Source organism: Labilibaculum antarcticum (assembly GCF_002356295.1).
GTDB classification, from domain to species: Bacteria; Bacteroidota; Bacteroidia; order Bacteroidales; family Marinifilaceae; genus Labilibaculum; species Labilibaculum antarcticum.
In genome coordinates, this window is the sequence record NZ_AP018042.1 from 2,089,377 (window position 1) to 2,108,465 (window position 19,089).

13 protein-coding genes and 1 tRNA gene are annotated in these 19,089 nt (G+C 35.6%); 2 read left to right on the forward strand and 12 right to left on the reverse strand.

All coding sequences use genetic code 11. From position 1 onward, the window contains the following. Positions 1-2: 2 nt before the first annotated feature. From ALGA_RS08165 to ALGA_RS08225, 12 genes are all read right to left on the reverse strand, one after another. Positions 3-1,622, reverse strand: coding sequence for an MGH1-like glycoside hydrolase domain-containing protein (locus ALGA_RS08165; protein WP_096428858.1), 1,620 nt, complete (start codon positions 1,620-1,622; stop codon positions 3-5). Positions 1,623-1,745: 123 nt separating this feature from the next. Then, positions 1,746-3,203: a metallophosphoesterase gene (locus ALGA_RS08170; protein ID WP_096428859.1), complete on the reverse strand. Its 1,458-nt coding sequence runs from the start codon at positions 3,201-3,203 to the stop codon at positions 1,746-1,748. Between the two features lie 139 nt (positions 3,204-3,342). After that, positions 3,343-4,158, reverse strand: a complete 816-nt coding sequence (locus ALGA_RS08175; protein WP_096428860.1) for a phosphatidylinositol-specific phospholipase C/glycerophosphodiester phosphodiesterase family protein — start codon at positions 4,156-4,158, stop codon at positions 3,343-3,345. A gap of 125 nt (positions 4,159-4,283) precedes the next feature. Beyond that, on the reverse strand, positions 4,284-5,867 hold the full coding sequence (locus ALGA_RS08180) for a RagB/SusD family nutrient uptake outer membrane protein (RefSeq protein WP_096428861.1): 1,584 nt from the start codon (positions 5,865-5,867) through the stop codon (positions 4,284-4,286). Positions 5,868-5,928: 61 nt separating this feature from the next. Further along, positions 5,929-9,321, reverse strand: a complete 3,393-nt coding sequence (locus ALGA_RS08185; RefSeq protein WP_145957588.1) for a TonB-dependent receptor — start codon at positions 9,319-9,321, stop codon at positions 5,929-5,931. A 209-nt stretch (positions 9,322-9,530) separates the two neighbouring features. Next, positions 9,531-10,571 carry a FecR family protein gene (locus ALGA_RS08190; protein WP_096428862.1) on the reverse strand — a complete coding sequence of 347 codons (1,041 nt, stop codon included), beginning with the start codon at positions 10,569-10,571 and terminating at the stop codon, positions 9,531-9,533. A 523-nt stretch (positions 10,572-11,094) separates the two neighbouring features. Then, a complete protein-coding gene (locus ALGA_RS08195; protein ID WP_096428863.1) occupies positions 11,095-11,673 on the reverse strand; it encodes an RNA polymerase sigma-70 factor in 579 nt (192 codons plus the stop codon). Positions 11,674-11,921: 248 nt separating this feature from the next. Further along, positions 11,922-12,491 carry a hypothetical protein gene (locus ALGA_RS08200; RefSeq protein ID WP_145957589.1) on the reverse strand — a complete coding sequence of 190 codons (570 nt, stop codon included), beginning with the start codon at positions 12,489-12,491 and terminating at the stop codon, positions 11,922-11,924. Between the two features lie 14 nt (positions 12,492-12,505). Further along, the gene (locus ALGA_RS08205) at positions 12,506-13,399 is read right to left on the reverse strand and encodes a relaxase/mobilization nuclease domain-containing protein (RefSeq protein WP_096428865.1); all 894 of its coding nucleotides are present in this window, start codon (positions 13,397-13,399) and stop codon (positions 12,506-12,508) included. 1 nt (position 13,400) lies between these two features. After that, positions 13,401-13,742, reverse strand: coding sequence for a MobC family plasmid mobilization relaxosome protein (locus ALGA_RS08210; RefSeq protein WP_173803999.1), 342 nt, complete (start codon positions 13,740-13,742; stop codon positions 13,401-13,403). A gap of 485 nt (positions 13,743-14,227) precedes the next feature. Next, entirely contained in the window at positions 14,228-15,433 is a 1,206-nt protein-coding gene (locus ALGA_RS08215; protein ID WP_096428866.1) for a site-specific integrase, read from the reverse strand. 418 nt (positions 15,434-15,851) lie between these two features. Continuing rightward, positions 15,852-15,933 (reverse strand) — tRNA-Leu (locus ALGA_RS08225). A 375-nt stretch (positions 15,934-16,308) separates the two neighbouring features. Here ALGA_RS08225 and ALGA_RS08230 point away from each other — a divergent pair. Together ALGA_RS08230 and amaB are read left to right on the forward strand one after the other, a co-directional pair. Next, entirely contained in the window at positions 16,309-17,301 is a 993-nt protein-coding gene (locus tag ALGA_RS08230; RefSeq protein ID WP_096428868.1) for a dihydroorotate dehydrogenase-like protein, read from the forward strand. A 227-nt stretch (positions 17,302-17,528) separates the two neighbouring features. Beyond that, positions 17,529-19,061, forward strand: a complete 1,533-nt coding sequence (gene amaB, locus ALGA_RS08235; RefSeq protein WP_096428869.1) for an L-piperidine-6-carboxylate dehydrogenase — start codon at positions 17,529-17,531, stop codon at positions 19,059-19,061. The last annotated feature ends 28 nt before the right edge of the window (positions 19,062-19,089 follow it).

The window sequence follows — 19,089 nt, forward strand, 5'->3', positions numbered from 1 at the left end:
TATTATATTTTAGTCGTCCCTTTTTGTATTTCAACTTCCTTATTTCCTCCGCTCCAACTCACATTTAATTTAAACGCCACATTGGATGTAACCTCAATATTGGGTTCGCTTACAGGCGAATCCCTTTGGACACATTTAAACGAAATGGATCCATTCACCCCATAAGGATATTTGTCGATACCGTGTTCCTCCGTTAAATTAATATTCCAATGAATAGATTTATTTTGAAAATCGGCTTGGATACCAAAGATCGATTCGATAAGGACAGCTATAGGAACCAATCCGGTCCATCCCACAAAATCAGGACGTGCCATTAATCCCGGATTTGCAGACTCAGGTGCATAGTATTCCCAAAATGTATTCGTATTTTTATATACTTCAAGAATTTGTTGGTGATGTCTTTTCGCAATATCAAAAGCCAGATCGTTATAATTATTTTTCTGCAGTCCTTTTATCAGCATATAGTTGGCCGGCGCCCATATACCGCCTTGCCAATAACGACCATCCTCTTGATATTTTTCGTGATCGGCAGAAAGGGAAGGAACGGGATATTTGCGGTTGAATGTATCCACATCACTAAGGTGAGCAACTAATTTATTTAATTGATCCTTATCCAGCACATCAGCCAAAAGTGCCCAGTATGCACCGATACTTTTCAAATCACTCAAACTACCGTCTGCAAACCGGTCGTATAAAAAGCCCGATTTGTCGTCCCACAGCTTTTCCTTAATATAGTTCTCCAACACACTAATTTCATCCTCAATATCCTCTATCTCTTGCCAGCGCTCCAGAATAAACCCAAATTTTAATAGAATTTTATCTACCATAAGCTGCTGCAAGCAGGCATCTAACCATACCATATGCCCATGACTGTAAATCATGCTATACCCTTTTGGAACACGAGGTTGGTTATCCATGCCTGTTCCCCAACCACTGGACCAATAAGAACCATCACGCCAAGTTCTATTCAGTCTTAACCAACGGCTATATGCTGCTAAAGCAGGAAATATCATGTTAATCCTTTCCCTGTCGCCAAATTGATTATAATATTCAAGTTCGCTCCACGGAATAATATTAGGCCCGGTACTTACCGGATCGTAACGGTGGAAACAATCATCTCCCGAAGCCTTTATCTCGCGACAGATAAAACCATCGAGATGCTGAAGCGCATAAAAATTATCCAATGTTTTCTGAAATGGAAACAGCCTATCGCCATACCTGGCAAAAAGAGTAATAAAAGCAGAGTCCCACATAAAAATATTGCCATTGTATGCGGTATCCAGATAACTAGCCACAAAACCTGAATCAGGTTGTGGTTTTAGCACATTACCAATTCCTATTTCCCAGGCCTTCCAATACATTTCAATGGCGACATCGTTTCCTTTCCAGAATGGCGAAGGAAGAATATTTTTAGCATCAGCGAAAGATGGTGGCTCCAGTTGGTTCGATGGCAACCTCCGGTACTCGTTCTCGGCTACGAAACTATTTTTAACGTAGGTGTTTTTATATGGAAGCTTATAAATATGCTTTTTATTATCCGTAACACCCATTGCAGGCAGACAAAGGAGTGAAGCACTCGCAAGTGCTCCACCTTTAATGAAATTTCTTCTATTAGTTGACATATAAATTGATTTACACTAATAATTTAAACAATCTCTTTTCAAACAACTCACTAGAATTAAGATGATTGCGAACACTAATTACTCAATGGTAAATTATAATTATTAAGCCATTATTTAAATGAACTATTCTTCGATAAAGAAAAATGAATCTGGAATGATACACTCCCTTATTTTTCTGCTTGAAAAGCCAACTTCTAAATTATCGCCCATATAACTTTCAAAATACAGTAACTTAAACTCATGATACCCTTCGTCCAATGCAATTACTCCTTTTTCATATTTTGCGCTATGCGAACCATTATTATCGACAACAGTGATACCATCAATTAGTAATTTAGATCCATCATCGGAGTTTGTATAAAACTGATAAAGTCCTTTATTGGGAATTTTAATCAAAGTATTAAATTCGAAACCAAAGTAATCTGTTAAATCAGCCTCTGATAAAGATATATTCGGAATTAGACCTGTTTTTTTTATAGGTTGAGTAGATAAGTCATCTGTTGAATCAAAATCTCCTTCAAAATATTTATACTTTATTCCTGATTGTGCTTTAGTTACTTTTTTTGATGGCAAAAATTTGATATTCTCATCTGCATCTGAAAGACCTGAAGGGAAATAATACTTATACTTCACACCATTTTCTGTTCTAATCCATGTATCATAACTAAAATATCCTTCCTGCATAACAATTATTCGTGCACCTGGTTCAAGTTGCCCATAGGCTTCATAACCTGTCTTTTGACCATAACCAAGTCCAATTCCATGATGAATTCCCACATAATTGTTATCATGATCGTGTCCTACAAAAACCCCAATAACATCGTTTTTATCGACCATTGACGCAAATATTCCTGAATTTATATCGGATGAACTTACCCCCTCGTCGAATTGATCACCTAAGGTGGTTGATGCTCCTACAATTTCTCTAAATTCTGGAAGTGGAATATGAAAAAATGCCAACGAAGGAAGTGGCAATTGATTATTCTCAGCAGTAAATTTATCGCTCTCATTACGATACCATTCAATTTGATCAAATCGAATCCAATCATAATCACTAATCTTCGGATTACTGGCATAATCATTAGAATCAAAACAATATATAACCGCTGCAGTTTTATCCCCATTAGAAGTTTCAACAGGTAATGCATAATTACCAGCTCCATGCACATTTCCCTCCGTTCCCACAAAATATGGTAAGTCCTGAAGAATCTTAAATATTTCTTTACGATTTATATCTGGTTCTGCATCATGATTTCCTAGTGTAACAGCCCAGGGTATTTTTGCATCAATAAAAATTTTTGCTATTGCTAACCATCCTTCTTTAGCAGGATCGGAAGTAACAATATCGCCTGTTAAAACCACCAAGTCTGGATTTTCTGCTTTCAAAACTGTTTCCATATTCTCAATGGTTTTTATGCAATTATCAGAAGTATTATTCCAATGCAAATCAGTAAACTGCGCAATTTTAAATGAATGATTTTTTCTGAACTTTAGCTCATTTTGCTCCTGAGCACATACGGGCATTATTTGACTGATTATCAGTAAAAAAACACTTATATATAGGAATGCTAATTGTTTCATAATTATTTAATTTTATATATTATCTTATAGACAGAACAAGCCTGGGAAGCAAAATACAAGTATAAACTTCTCGTTATCTGCTATTTAGATTAAGTTAGATAATGTGATAAAAATTGAATGTAGGATATTCAAGGAGGTATTAATTGAACATATATTTGATTTCATTCAAATCATCAGTCCCAATAAGATCAACTTGTGCATTCAACAATTCAGTACTGATTGCTCTTCTTTGTTTTTCAGTTGTATTAGGTGTACCCCAAAAGCGAATAAGGAAGCCTTTTTTCTTTACGGCAGAAGTGATATCTTGTAGTTTATTTTTTTCTAGAACGGGAATCTCACCATTTCCGTCCCAATTAAAGTAATCACCCCAGTCATCACTAATTATCGGCATTAATTTATTTGAGATTCCTTTATTTAAATCAGTTAATCGCCCATCAAAATATGCCAAACGATTACTTTGACCAACCATATATTCAAATGGCCTTTCCCCAGAAACAATTATTCTTACTGCCCCTCTCCGGTCAATCCCGTCATTATACACAGAAAGTATTTGTTTATATTCTTTTAAAATATCCTCGAGTAACTTATAAGTGCTGAGTCCATTAATCTTTATATCAACGAAAAGAAAGAGTTCTTCTTCATTTCCATAAACAGAACCTTTGTTTTCAATAACTTTTTGATAAATAGGATCAAGATAAAGCCTACGCAGAGTATTACCTGATTTGATCTGGTTTCGATCATGTGCTACGAACAATGAATCTCCAATAGGAAAAACATCAGCTTCGATGCTCTTACAACCATATTTCAAAGCATCAAACAGTGGATTTGTGTGGCTATAATCATTGTGTGAATGAACCGGAATTATAGAGGTTTCTGTACTATTTCTTGAACTACACCCAAATAAACAAAATGTAATTAATAAAATTACTCCATTCCTCAAATGTTTTATTATCATAATTTTCGATTTGGCGAATTTAAAAATTGCACAGCAATTTCTCAAAGAGAAATTCTACAATCTACTCTTTCAAACAAAAAAGAGTAGAGATAGCCTGAAAATACAGGCTTTCTCTACTACACTTTTTAATTCCAACCTTTATTTTGTCGAATACCTGAGATAGCTACATCATCATTAGGAATAATCCAAACATGATGAATATTTGGGTCAAATTGAGGTCGTGCAGCACGTACCTCTTTTATGGTAAAAGGTGAATCTGGATTTGTTTTATCAGAATAATCTCTACCATGTAATGTTTTATTATAGGCCAAATCGGCATCATGCCAGCGTACTAAATCAAAATGTCGATTTGTAAATTCACCAGCAAATTCAACACGGCGTTCATGTTTTAAATCACTTAATGTGGCATTGGTTATAGAAGCTAATCCTGCTCGGCTACGAACTGCATTCAATTCCTTGTCAGCATTTTGACCTTTCATAAGTAGAGCTTCGGCCTTCATTAAAACAATTTCAGTATAACGAATAAGAGGAACATTCGCAATTGTAGTTGGATCATCTCCATTTGCATTAATTGTTGTTCCAACAGGGTTTTCATACCCATAAGCGTCCATATATTTATTAAACTGAAATCCTGATTGAGAATTTTGAGAAGTATACCTTCTGGTCTCACCAAACCATTTAAACTCTTGCCCAAACTCTAAAATAGTTTCTTTTCGTCTTACATCACCAACTTCAAAACTATTATACAATTCAAGTGTTGGTTGATAATATCCCCAACCATTGTAATCACCCCAGCCTTTATTCTCAAGCATAACACCAGGTAATTTACTTCCCGCATCTACTCCTGAAATTACTGACCAAATATATTCGGAACCAAAATTTTGTTGATATGTGAAAATATCATGATAATCTGTTCCTGGGTTATTCGAATTTAGAAGTTTTCTGCCAGAACCAGAATTTGTAATCTTATCACAGTACTCAATTACATTATCCCATTTTGAATTATCATATTGAGCCCAATACATATAAGTCTTAGCAATATATGCTAATGCTGCATCTTTATGAGCTCTTCCTAAATCAGCAGAAGCGTAAGTTGTGAAAAGTGGTAATAAATCAACAGCCTTTTCTAAATCACTAATTATTTGCTCATAGTTGTTAATAACACTTACAGGACGTGTGAAATGATCATCAAACATGTTTTCCTCCGTAACAATCGGAACTCCACCATTTTCACCATTATCACCATAAGTATGTGCTAACCAAAAATAATGAAATGCACGCATAAAATAAGCTTCTCCTAAAACTCGCTTACTTAAGGAAGCATCCATCTCAATATCTGGAACATGAGATATTACATCATTTGCTCGACGGACAATTTTATATGACTGTGGATACATCCAACTAAAATATCCCTCATCTCCACTTAAAGTAAAATTTACCGCTGCATCAGCCTTTGCATTCGAACGGCCTGTTATCATATCATCCGAAGCATTAATATACCACATAAAGCCACGAGTAAACATGTCTTCGTCTTTCATATAATAATACATGGCATTTGCTCCTGCCAAAGCATCATCTTCTGTTTGCCAATAATTTCCTTCCGTTGCACTTCCTTTTGGGGTTAAATCGGTAAAACTCTCAGAACATCCCCAGACAATAAAAACTATAAATGCTGCAACAACAAAATTCGTTAATCTTATATTTTTCATAATTGTTTCCTTTTTTTAGACTTCTTAAAATAATCATTCACGTATTGATGTCCAATATAAATTAAAAAGCAAATGATAAGCCTGTAGATATTGTACGTGCAACAGGATATGATCCTACATCAAGTCCAATTCCACCAACTTCAGGATCCATTCCTGAATAATCCGTTATGGTGAATAAATTTTCAGCAGTAAAATAAATTCTTAAAGAAGAACCTTTAACTACTTTATCAATTATTTTATGTGGAAATGAATATCCCAATGTTATATTCTTCATACGTAGATATGATGCATCTTCCAAATACCACGTAGAATTTGTAGCAAAATTTCTATTATCATCTGTCGTCTGAAGTCTAGGAATATTTGAATTCGGATTATCAACGGACCAAGCTCCTAGGATGCGATTATCACGATTATAAGTTTGTTCTGACATATTATAGGTTGAATACTTATATGCATTAAACACCTTTCCACCTTCAACTCCCTGCAGAATACACGATAAGTCAAACCCTTTATACTCTAAATTAAGATTAATAGCATAAGTAAATGTAGGGAATGCATTACCATGAAAAACTCTATCATCATCAGAAATTTTTCCATCATTGTTTGCATCTTTAAATTTCAGATCCCCAGGTTTTGCATTGGGTTGAATTAGATTCCCATTTGATTGATGTGCATCGATTTCGGCTTGTGTTTTAAAAAGACCTTCACACTGCACTAAATGATATGAATATAATGGCTGTCCTGCTTCCGAACGATATGGAAACAAAGAAGAACGAACATTATCATCATGATAAATATAATCGCTAGTGTATCCATCCAAATCCAATAGTTCATTTTTTATGGTTGAAAAATTAGCTCCTATAGAATATTTTAATTTCTTATCGTTATTTCTATAGTTTACAGACATTTCATATCCCCAATTCTTCACACTTCCAACATTTGAAGTTGGACCATCGCCAACACCAGTATGTGGATTGGCAGCATTGGTGAGAATCATGTCTTTCGTAGTCTTCTCAAAATAATCGGCAACCAAGTCCAAACGTCCATTAAATAAAGTAGCATCTATACCAAAATCATAAGTTTCTGACTTCTCCCACTTTAAATTACGATTCGACTGCTGAGCTACATAGTATCCTGGAAGGTAAGATGGAGACTCACCAAGATAAGGTCTATGAGAACTCATTGGAACATTATATGCATAATAATTAACTGATTGAATATTACCAATTTGTCCCCAAGATCCTCTTAGCTTCAAAGAAGTTATCCAATCTATATCTTTCATAAAACCTTCTTCAGACAATCTCCAAGCTGCAGAGAATGAAGAAAACATATCATCATTATTTTCTTTTGCTAAACGAGAAGAACGATCATTCCTTATACTTGCTGAAAAGAAGTAACGATTATCAAAATTATAACGAAACCGACCAATGGCTGATGTTAATGCATCTTCGTAAACATCACTATCCCATTCAATAATCTCTCCTGCATTTTTTAAATATTGATACCAGTCTTCTTCACGTGAAAAATCCTGAGCATTAACATCATTATACTCATAATCTGTATGCTGAGCTGAGTAAACCGCAGTAAGATTTAAGTTATGCTTTCCATAAGACTTCTCATAATTAATCTGATTGTCCCAAATCCATTTATTCCTATTAGACCATGATTGATCCAAATAATTCATATCAGTACGACGACCAGACTCTGGTATTTTTGGGGTGAACTTTTTATAATCATCATCTCTTAAATCAACAGAAAATGAAGAACGAAATTTCAACCCTTGAATAATTTTATAATCAAGGTAAACGTTTGCATTTAAATTCGTAATAGGATTAGTTACTGTTGGTCTATTCAACATCGCTACAGGATTAAATACATCTCCATAAGCACCAGCAAATTTAGATTCTGCAGGAGCCACTCCATGATAATTACCTTCTGCATCATATACAGGAGCTGACGATGGCATATACATCGCATTAATAATAGCACCAGAATAACTAGACGAAGTATTAGCTCCAACCGCTTCGGTTCTTGCTAAAAAAATATTCTCTCCAATTTTAATATTATCAGTAATATCATATTCGGTCTTCATTCTAAAAGCAAACCGTTTTGAGTTTGTTCCTATCAAAAGTCCATCCTTATCCTGATAATTAAAAGAAGACATATATCTTACTTTTTCACCACCACCGGATATTGAAAAATTAGCATTTTTAACGTATGCTTTTCTAAAAATAGCATCGATCCAATTTGTACGTGTCACAGCACCAAATGGATTCTGAACAGCATCATGAGCGGGCAAACGTGACGCCCCAACATTATCTGTAGCAGTATTATATGCCCAGCTTTGCTGTTCGGCATTTAACGGTGTTGGTTTGTTCATTGCTTGCTGTACTCCAGTAAAAAAGTCAAAACTAATTTTCGGTTTACCTGATTTACCGCTTTTTGTAGTAATCACAATAACTCCTGATGCAGCCTGAGCTCCATATATTGATGCAGAAGCGGCATCTTTTAAGATTACCATGCTTTCAATGTCATTCGGGTTAAGCGCACCACCATAATATGGCATCCCATCAACAACCCAAAGTGGCGATTCATCATTTACTGAACCAACTCCACGTATTACTACTTTTGCTGTTTTTGTTGGATCACCACCTTGTTGAATAACTGTTACTCCTGCAGTGTTTCCTTGTAAAAAGTCCGAAGGACTTGTAATTGCACGACTATTGATTTTATCTAAACCTGTCACGGTTGCTATGGATGATGATAAATCTGATTTTTTAGCCGATCCATACCCAATAGCAACAACTTCGCTCAAACCAAAAGCTTCCTCAACCAGTATAACATCCAACTTTGATTCCCCCGCCAAGACAATCTCTTTTGTTTTCATACCTATAAATGAAAATACCAGTGTTCCATTCTTAAGAACATCCTTAAATACAAAATTCCCATCAATATCTGTTATTGTTCCTAGCATACTTCCCTTGACTACTATCGATACTCCTGGTAAGGACTGTCCATTTATGTCTACTATTTTACCCGTAACAGTATATTTGTCTTGAACTTCTTTATTCAAACCATCCATTGCTTCTGCCGAAGAAAGAATAATTTGTCTGTCAAGTATAGTATATGAAATATCTGTTCCTTGAAATATTTGATCTAAAACAGAGCTTATTTTCTCATCTTCCACTTTAACATCAACTTGTCGTTCAACATCCACAAGTTCATTGTTATAAGCAAAATAAAATTCGGATTTATCTTCAATTGCTTTCAATACATCACGAACAGATGAACTTTTTTCCTTAATAGAAATACGTGCATTTTGGGAATATATATCAGAAGCTTGTAAGCTAAAAACTGTTGCGAATATTAATATAAATGTAATCCTCATAACGCGTCTGGATTGTATTGAAAAAGGCAAACAATTCCCTTTCCAAAAATTCAATATTTTTTTCATATATTTAGACGTTTTTTAATAATACTTTTACCTGTTTTCAGCAGGTGAAAATCGTTTAGGAGGGTGTTCTAGCACTCTCCTTTTTTATTTGGTTTGACTATTAGATTAGATACTTAGTAACTTTTAATTTAATTCACTAGTCAATTCTAAGGTGGTACTCGTATATTTTCCTTCATAGATTTATTATTTTTTAAACAAACACTAAATTCTTATATTTTTGCCTTTTTTAAAATAATTGTTCTTTTTCCAAAAACTCCTGCTTCACTCCCCTTACATTCGACAATTTCGTATGATAGTGGTGACGATAATTCTAAAATTCTTAATGCTCTCTCCATAGTTTCATTTATAAATGTAAGCGTAAAACGATACTGTTTAAGTTCATCACTATCAACAATAATATCAACATTATACATCTTCTCAAAACGTGCAATAACTGCATCAATTGGATCATTGTCAAAAACAGTTCTGCCTTCTTTCCATGAAATATATTTATTTATATCCTTTAACTTTTGGATATCCATTTTATTCTTCACCTTATTTAATGTGGCAACCTCATTAGGAACCAAACTGTTTACATTCGAAAATGTTCCGTCTAATTCATTTAATTGGCCTAAATTAACAGACCCCTCTACTAAAGCTACTGTCATTTGATTTTCATCGTCATACGATCGAATATTAAAAGCAGTTCCTGTTACTTTAACATCAAGGTTTTTCATATCGATAACAAATGGTAAATCCAGATTTTTTTGGACATCAAAATATGCTTCTCCTTCAAGATGAACTAAACGCAGGTTGGCTTCTTGAAAGGATGATGGATAAGTAAATTTACTTCCTGAATTAAGCCAAACCTTGGTGCCATCAGGTAATTTAAATTGGCTGACAGCACCCAGTGGGACTGTAATTGTATTTTGAGCAACATAACTGCTCTTTAGGCTATCATTAGCAAAATAAATCAAAGCAATCAACAAAGGGACAATTACAATTGCAGCGACTTTCGAAAATATGAAATACACTTTTCGACTAATAGATATATCCCTATGTGTCAAATTTATTTCGTGGTGTACATTACTAAGTATCTGATCAAAGAATTGAGGATTCCCAACAGTATCATTACTACATTTCCTCCAAAATCCATTCATAACCTTTTCCAATTTTGGTTGAGCTGATCTATCATTAAGTATAGAAATAGCATCTTCCAACTCCTTATTAGAATAATTTCCTTCAATATATTTTTCAATCTCTTCTTTCATTTCTTTCGCTCTTATATATACAACGCACAAGTTGACCTTACCCCCTGCTTATTTTTATTTTTTTATTTAAAATAGATACATTCAGTACTACAATTACACAACAATCCCATTTTTACATATATTATTCTGTTATAAATTCAACGTATAAACCCTTCTTCCATCCTGATTTATTATTATCAACGCCATCAATTATTTCGGCTTGAACAGGGATAGAAATCAAAAAAAAATCGGTTAAGTTTCAAAAAAGAAAACGATTTAGCTATTAAAATACCTAACGAACTTTATAGATATATTCGTTTGAAGATTGCATAAATAGATATTGAATTAGAAAAAGACAACTTACCTCCAAAATTTACAAGTCACAATCTTAACATCTGGAATAAATTATGGCAGAGCACCCAGAAGGAACTTGCTAAAATCAGATACTGTATTTCGAAAATAAGTAGTGAAATATCAAATTATATAAGAGAAAAGGATGTCAATAAATATATTTAGGTAGCAACTTTAACAGATTGCAAAATTTTCAATCGACAAAAACAAAATAAAATAACTCTCCCCATATACCGAAAAGCAAGATGTGTTTTCGAAGAAAAGCAAGAGATTTTGTAATATGATCTTCAACAGTTTTTTCAGATATTCCTTTTAGTTCAGCAATTTCTTTATTTGAAAGACCTTTCTCACGACTCAATAAAAAAATTGCTCTTCTTTTGGGAGGCAGTTCTGGCACTAGCTTATCATACTGTCCCTTTAAAAAGACATAATCAACTTGCTCTTTTGTTCCAGAACTATTACTATTAACCGTATTCTGTAAATAGTCTAAATATTTCTGCTCTGTGCTTCGTTTTCGAAATACAGACAGCACTGTGTTTTTTGCAATAGTAAAAAGAAATGCTTCGAGATTAGTATCGTCCTTTAAGGAAGAACGCTTCTCCCAAAATTTAATAAACACTTCTTGGACAATATCGTAAGCATCCTCTTCATTTTTCAAAAAAGCAAACGAAAAACGAAAAATTTTAAAATGAAACCTATTGTAAATTTCATCAATTACATATTTATCTCCACCTTTTAGTCTCTTATAATATGATTGTTCGATATTCTGCATTTAGATTAAATAAAGGGCAAACAATAGTATAAAGGAATAGCGAACTTTCAAAACATTAGCCCAAAATTTAAAAAATAAAATAATCGTGCTGATCGTTTGCAAACACTTACTTTATACTATTAAAATCAAATCTATTAGTTATTATGTGCAATTTAAATTATTCGGAAATAGAATTTTCCATTTAAGATCAAACTCGAGAGGATCAAATTATATATGCAACAAAAAATATTAAAAAAAAACTAAATTGATCAATCCAAGAGAAAACAAGAAATATCATCAGCCTTTTTTAATGATTCCTTTTCTCCTACCTCAACCTTCTTCTTTATCTTTTCAATTACCAGTTCATTCCTGTTCACATGAAAAACTGTATCTAAGTAAGAAAGCCCATTAGAATTAATGCCTCCTTGAGCCTGAATAAATTTAAATTTCAAATCATTGTCCCTCAACTGACGATTATTTACAAATAGTCCAATTCCCAGCAAAAACAAAACTGCAGCAACCGATTGCCAAACCACCAGCTTACGAAATATCAACCTGCGCTTTTTATACTGTCCGGTCATTTCGGTAATTCTTTGTTCCAGATCCTTCGTATCTTGAGTCAATTGGTTTAGCTGTTTTCTTGTAGACTGCTCCGAAACGGAGATATTCTCACGAACAGATTTATGAATTGACTGGTAAATAAATTCCAGTAGCTGTCTGGAGATCTCTTTTTGAGGCTCTTTTTCGTCTGGCTTTTCTTGTTGCAGCTTTTTATTGATAGCCGCCATTGTTTCTTTAATTTCCTCGAACATTGCTGGTACAAAATCATTCCTTTTCATATGCTTTCTAATTTTCATGACCGTCTTAGACCTTTATTCTTAGATCTTTTTCGCAGTTTTTGTTTTTGTTTGGAATGCAATTCATCCTTATAATTTTGCTTTTGAGATTGCACAAGCAATTCCCGAAGGAATCCTGTAGATAGACTATCTCCTTTTCGAGCTGAAAATATTTGCTCCTGTACATTTTGTTTTAATCGAGCATCAATCTTCGAAAAACTGAACTGCCGGTCTATTTTCGAACCATTAAAACTCAAACCATTTTTTATAAATCGAACCCCTTGAACCTCCGTCGTTGTTCCTTTTGTTTTAAAATCGATGCTGATCTCCTGCTCTTTCAAATTCATAGCTAATTCAGCCCAATCGCCGCTTTCAGGGATGTATTTTTTCAAAGCATTGTAGATTTCATATTTGGTCTTATCGGGTTCGTGAAGTCGCTCCACTTTAACCTGCTCCTTCCCTTTGGCAAAATAGAAACCATACTTTCGTGTAATCTCCTTACAGATTTTTTCACTTCTGTGTCTGTCGTTCCGATCCGATATGGTTTTCCCATGATAATCTACCCTGTTGATGATCATGTGCAGGTGTGGATGTTCCTTGTCAAAATGACGGGCAACCAAAAACTGTGTTTCACAGATATTCATTTTCCCCAAGTATTCTTTGGCTACCTCTGCCATCAATTCATTCGATAAAAGTTCCTTGTCTTTTGCCGAGAACGAAAGAGAGATATGATACACCGATTTACCAAGTCTTGGATTCAATTCTGCTTGTCCAACAAAACTTTGAATAATCGTCTCCTTATTTTTGGTCCGCAAACCATCACTGGCCAACAATTCCGTCCCCTTTTTGATATCGAAAATATAATTCACGACACCCCTGAAATCCTGCCCTTTCACAATCTTTGCTATCATTTCACAAGCGATCTATCAACTGATCAATTTGATCAGCCAGGTGAATGTATTCCTTACGTACATTTGTATATCCTTGTGCATTTGCTTTCCTGGCAATCTGATTCAGATTATTGGCCATGCCACACAATTTCCGGATATAAATTTGAACTTCGGGAGTGATTCTCTCTCTTACCGAACTACCGGCAATACACTGTCTCATGTACTCACTGATGGTCAGGTTTGCTTTTTGGGCTTTTGATTTTAGGACGTAGTACTCTTCGGTAGCCATTTTAACATCTACTTTATACCGTTTTTTCTGAGCAGTACTTTTTCTGGGACGTCCTCCTTTATTGAAATTTGCCATTGAATTAAGCTTTAAATTTGAGACCAACGGGATGTAATTAAGGTTTGGGTCGCACCAAAACATAAACTTGCTTAGTACATCTTCAAAGTGATAACTTAACTTGTAAATCAACCATCTTATTTTCATACAAGGAGGCCTTCATACTTGCGTAAGCATCCCTTTTTAATTTCAGGTCATGAATGGCCAAAAGGAAACGGAATAAATGGCCTGTGCGCCGGCTGTGAAAATCATTTCAATGTGTTTTAAACAGGCTTGGCAATGGGCTTTGTATTTTGCAGAATGCAAATACAAAGTTCTTTGCGGCCTGGCCTGTGCGTAAGAAAAAAAACGCTTTGAAATGATTGGGCGCGTTTATGCCGAACGCTTTTGTCAATCCACGACCGATTCCAACTTTGCTAACGCATGTAGTAAGGTCTGTATCTTACAATTCGATTCGGTTTTACACCATTATTGCAATTGGCTTGGCAGAGGATTAGAATATTGAATTATTCCAGATTTAATTTTTTCTGTAAAACATCCATATCAGCAGAAATTTTATGTGCCAATACTTTGGCGTAAATCTGTGTTGTTTTCAAAGAGGTATGTCCCAAAATTTTAGAGACAGTTTCAATAGGCACACCATTGGACAGAGTTACGCTTGTAGCAAAAGTATGCCGGGCCACATGCATGGTTATATTTTTTTCAATTCCACAAAACTTGGCCAGATCCTTTAGATACTGATTCATTTTTTGATTGCAAAGAATGGGTAATAATCTCCCTCTCAACAGGTCTTCAGGAAAATCTGAATATTTCTGAAGGATTGCTTTCGCATTTGGAAACAATGGAATCATGCAGCGATTGCTGTTTTTAGACCGATGAATAATGATCCATTCCTTTCCGGAATCATCAAGCTCTAAATGTTTTGCACTTAATTTATAAATATCTGCATAGGAAAGTCCGGTGTAACAGGCAAACACAAAAGCATCACGAACAATATCCAAACTCTTCTTCTTAATTTCTTTGGATTCAATAGTTTTCAATTCATGCATACTAATGAATTCACGACTGGTCTGTTCCAGCTTCACCTGATAACGTGCATAAGGATTTTTATCTATGTATTCCATGGCTACGGCCAGGTTCATCACCCTTCTCAAATGTTTGTGATAATTCCAGGCAGTGTTTTGATGGACATTGTAATTTGCCTTTAAAAACATATCAAAGCCATTCAGAAACTCATATTTCACCTTATCCATCGGATAATCATTCCTTTTAGTACTTTTAATATACAGCATAAGCTTTTTTCGGCTGACCTTGTAATGTTTTAAGGTTCTTTTTGCGTAGCCTTTTCCAATATTATTTTCTATTGTCTCCAGATAGTAGTCAAAGATTTCCAGCACGCCTCCTCGTTTCTTATCCTTTCCCAGAAGAATGTTTTTAAGGTCAATCACATCAAAATCCTCTCCCAAAGACACCAGACGATTGTATGTATCCCGTAAATTTGTTTGAGTCTTAGTAAGCTGATTGTTTACACTTTCAGCAAACGAGCTTTGTCCTGTGCACGAAATTGTTTTTTCATCCCACAAGTCAGCAGGAACAAATATCCCTGTAGAGAGTTCAACACGTTTGTAATTATACGTGAAACGCAGATAAATCGGGCATTTCCCCCCTTTTGAACGGGATTTCTTTAGCTGATAACCAATTTTTAATCTCATACCAATAACTCCTATTTTTAAATGAATCAATCCTAAATTTAATTGAACAACACTTGTTTAAGTTACTGAATTTCAACAAATTGAACAACACTATTTTCGTGTCAAATTGCATCAAATAGCAACAAATAGTGCTGAATTTAGAAATGGAGGGAATTTCGAGGTCAAAATTGGGAAGCAGTCAACTGCTTTTTCATCAAATCAAAATGAAAAAAAGATACAGAAACAGAAAAAAATCAACTGAAACAAACACTCAAAACGGAAAAATCATCAAAATCTGTTCTCGGTTTGTTCTCGGTTGTTCTCGTTTTTGCCCCTTTTTAATTGGTTTTATTTAATCATTATTGACATCCAAAAACAACAATAGCGCTCAAAACCAGTGTTTTAAGCGCTATTTGCTCTTTCTAACATTATGTTAAAGTACCCAGAGCCGGGATCGAACCGGCACGGGTTGCCCCACTGGTGTTTGAGACCAGCGCGTCTACCAATTCCGCCACCTGGGCATTGCTTTTGAATGCGATGCAAATATAGATGTTTGTTTCAATCCAGCAAAGCAAAAGCAATATTTTTTTGAAAAAATATTCATGCTAAGCCTCGACACCAAAGCCAACAAACATCGGATGTACTGAGCTTCATTTAATTATCTCACTTAAAGCTTGACCGATTACAGCCTCGCCCATTGACACATTTCAGACACAAAAACATCTTTAACAATCAAAAAGCGAACTTCCCCCTCCCTTTCCGTCTAAAAACAACTTAGCAATTCACATCAGGATTCTCTATATTAGCATCAAGATTATTGATTTGTTATAATCTGCTTACAAAACTACATTTGGGTAGACAAAATCAACACAAAACATAAACTAAACTTTTCTAACATGCCAAACTTATCTACCAATTACCTTGGATTGGAATTAAACAGTCCAATTATAGCAGCCAGTTCGGGACTTACCGATTCTATTGAAAAATTAATTGAATTGGAAGTACACGGTGCGGGGGCAATTGTACTCAAATCTCTTTTCGAGGAAGAAATCATCATGGAAATGGATGAGAAAATTCACGCCATGACCAGCCGTCCCTTTGTATATCCTGAAACTTTCGACTATATGGATGAAGAGCCTCAGGAAGATACCGTTCGCAAATACCTAAGATTGATTCAGGAAGCCAAAGCCGCCGTTTCAATTCCAATTATTGCCAGTATTAACTGTGTAAGCGCTCAAAAATGGACCTATTTTGCGAAGGAGGTTGAAAAAGCAGGTGCCGATGCACTGGAAATTAATCTTTTTGTTCTTCCTACAGATATGAACAGAACAAGTGCTGAAAACGAGCAGATTTACTACGATGTATTGAAAGCAGTAAAAGAACAAATTGATATTCCTATCGCATTAAAAATAAGTCCGTATCATTCCAATTTGTCGAATTTAATTAAACGATTGGATGATATACATGTAGATGGAATTGTGATGTTCAATCGCTTTTACAGTCCCGATTTCGACATCAATAATTTGACCGTAACCAGCGGACAAATATTATCAGGTCCCGACGATTACAAAAACTCGTTGCGATGGACCGGAATTATGTCGGAACGAGTGAAATGCTCCATTGCCGGCACAACCGGAATTCACACATCCGAAAGCATCATTAAACACCTGCTTGCTGGTGCCGATGCAGTTCAATTGGCCTCGGTATTGTACAAAAACGGACCTGAATACATCGACGTTCTATCGAAAGAAATATTTGCCTGGATGGAAGAGCATGATTTCAATAAAATTAGCGATTTTAAAGGAAAAATGAGTCAATCTAAATCGAACGACCCAGCCGCCTTCGAAAGAGTTCAGTTCATGAAACACTTCAGGAACTTCGTGATGTAATGCCAATTTAAAAAGTCTCAAATTTTCAATTATCAATATCATCAGAACCCGAATCGTAACAGATTCGGGTTTATTTTTGCCCTTATTTAGAAAAAACATATGATATAAATCATAGGGATAAATACTTACAAGTGTTATATTGTAGTTTCGTACTAAAAACACGAGAATGCTAACCCCTTTTTGGTGGATATTTACTCTTCCTCCAAAAGACAAATCATACGAAAGACATGAAAGATTTTGGAGTTAAGGAAACACTTAAACGCTTAGGCATTGAACCAATTAATCAAGGAGTTTCGACGGGTACCAATTGGCTTAACTGCAATGGTGCGCTAACCGAATCGATTTCTCCCATAGATGGATCTGTAATTGCAAAGGTGAAAAATGCCGATACAGCCGATTACGAAAAAGTTTTGGAAACTGCACAGGAAGCCTTTAAAGTGTGGCGGAAAATGCCTGCTCCCAAACGAGGCGAAATTGTTCGTCAGATTGGGAATGCTCTTCGCGATGCCAAAGATGATTTGGGAAAGCTAGTTAGCCTCGAAATGGGAAAAATTTATCAGGAAGGATTAGGCGAAGTTCAGGAAATGATTGACATCTGCGATTTTGCAGTTGGCCAGTCAAGAATGCTTTACGGATTTACCATGCATTCGGAACGTCCGGATCATAAAATGATGGATCAGTACCATCCGCTGGGAATTGTAGGGGTCATTTCTGCTTTCAACTTTCCGGTTGCTGTTTGGGCATGGAATGCGATGCTGGCGGCGGTTTGCGGCGATGTGATTATCTGGAAACCAAGCTCGAAAGTGCCATTGTGTGCTGTTGCTTGTCACAATATCATTAAAAAAGTACTAAAAGATAACGATGTGCCCGAAGGTGTTTTCAACTTGGTAGTTGCAAAATCATCGGTAATGGGTGATAATTTTATAGAAGACAAACGTGTTCCTTTAATTTCGGTTACCGGATCGACAGCCATAGGCAAACGGGTTGCCGAAAAGGTGGGTGCCCGCTTGGGCAGAACAATTGCCGAATTGGGCGGAAACAACGCAATAGTCATAGCTCCTTCTGCTGAATTGGACATAGCCATTCCGGGTATTGTATTTGGATCAGTAGGAACTGCCGGACAGAGATGTACCTCTACCCGACGTTTGATTATCCACGAAAGTGTTTACGAGGATGTTAAAACCCGTTTGCTGAATGCCTACAAACAGGTGGAAGGAAAAATTGGGAATCCGCTGGATGAAAAAACCTTGGTTGGACCTGTTATTGACAGCGGTGCTGTAGAGGTTTACAAACATGCCATTGCTGAAGTGAAAAAGGCAGGCGGTAAAATTGTTTACGGCGATAAAGTGCTGGATGGCAATTTTGTGGTTCCTACCTTCTGCGAGGTTGAAAATCAATGGCAAATTGTTCAGGACGAATCTTTTGTTCCGGTTCTTTATATCATGAAATACAAAACCCTCGACGAAGCTATTCATTTGCACAATGATGTGCCGCAAGGTTTATCCTCATCCATTTTTACGATGAACATGCGCGAGGCTCAAACCTTTATTTCTGCAATTGGAAGCGATTGTGGAATTGCCAATGTTAACATTGGAACATCAGGTGCCGAAATTGGCGGTGCTTTTGGTGGCGAAAAAGAAACAGGTGGCGGACGTGAATCGGGTTCTGATTCATGGAAAACATATATGAGAAGACAAACGAACACCATAAACTATGGCGTAGACTTGCCTTTAGCACAAGGAATTAAGTTCGAATTTTAGACACAACACACCAAACACTTACAATTAT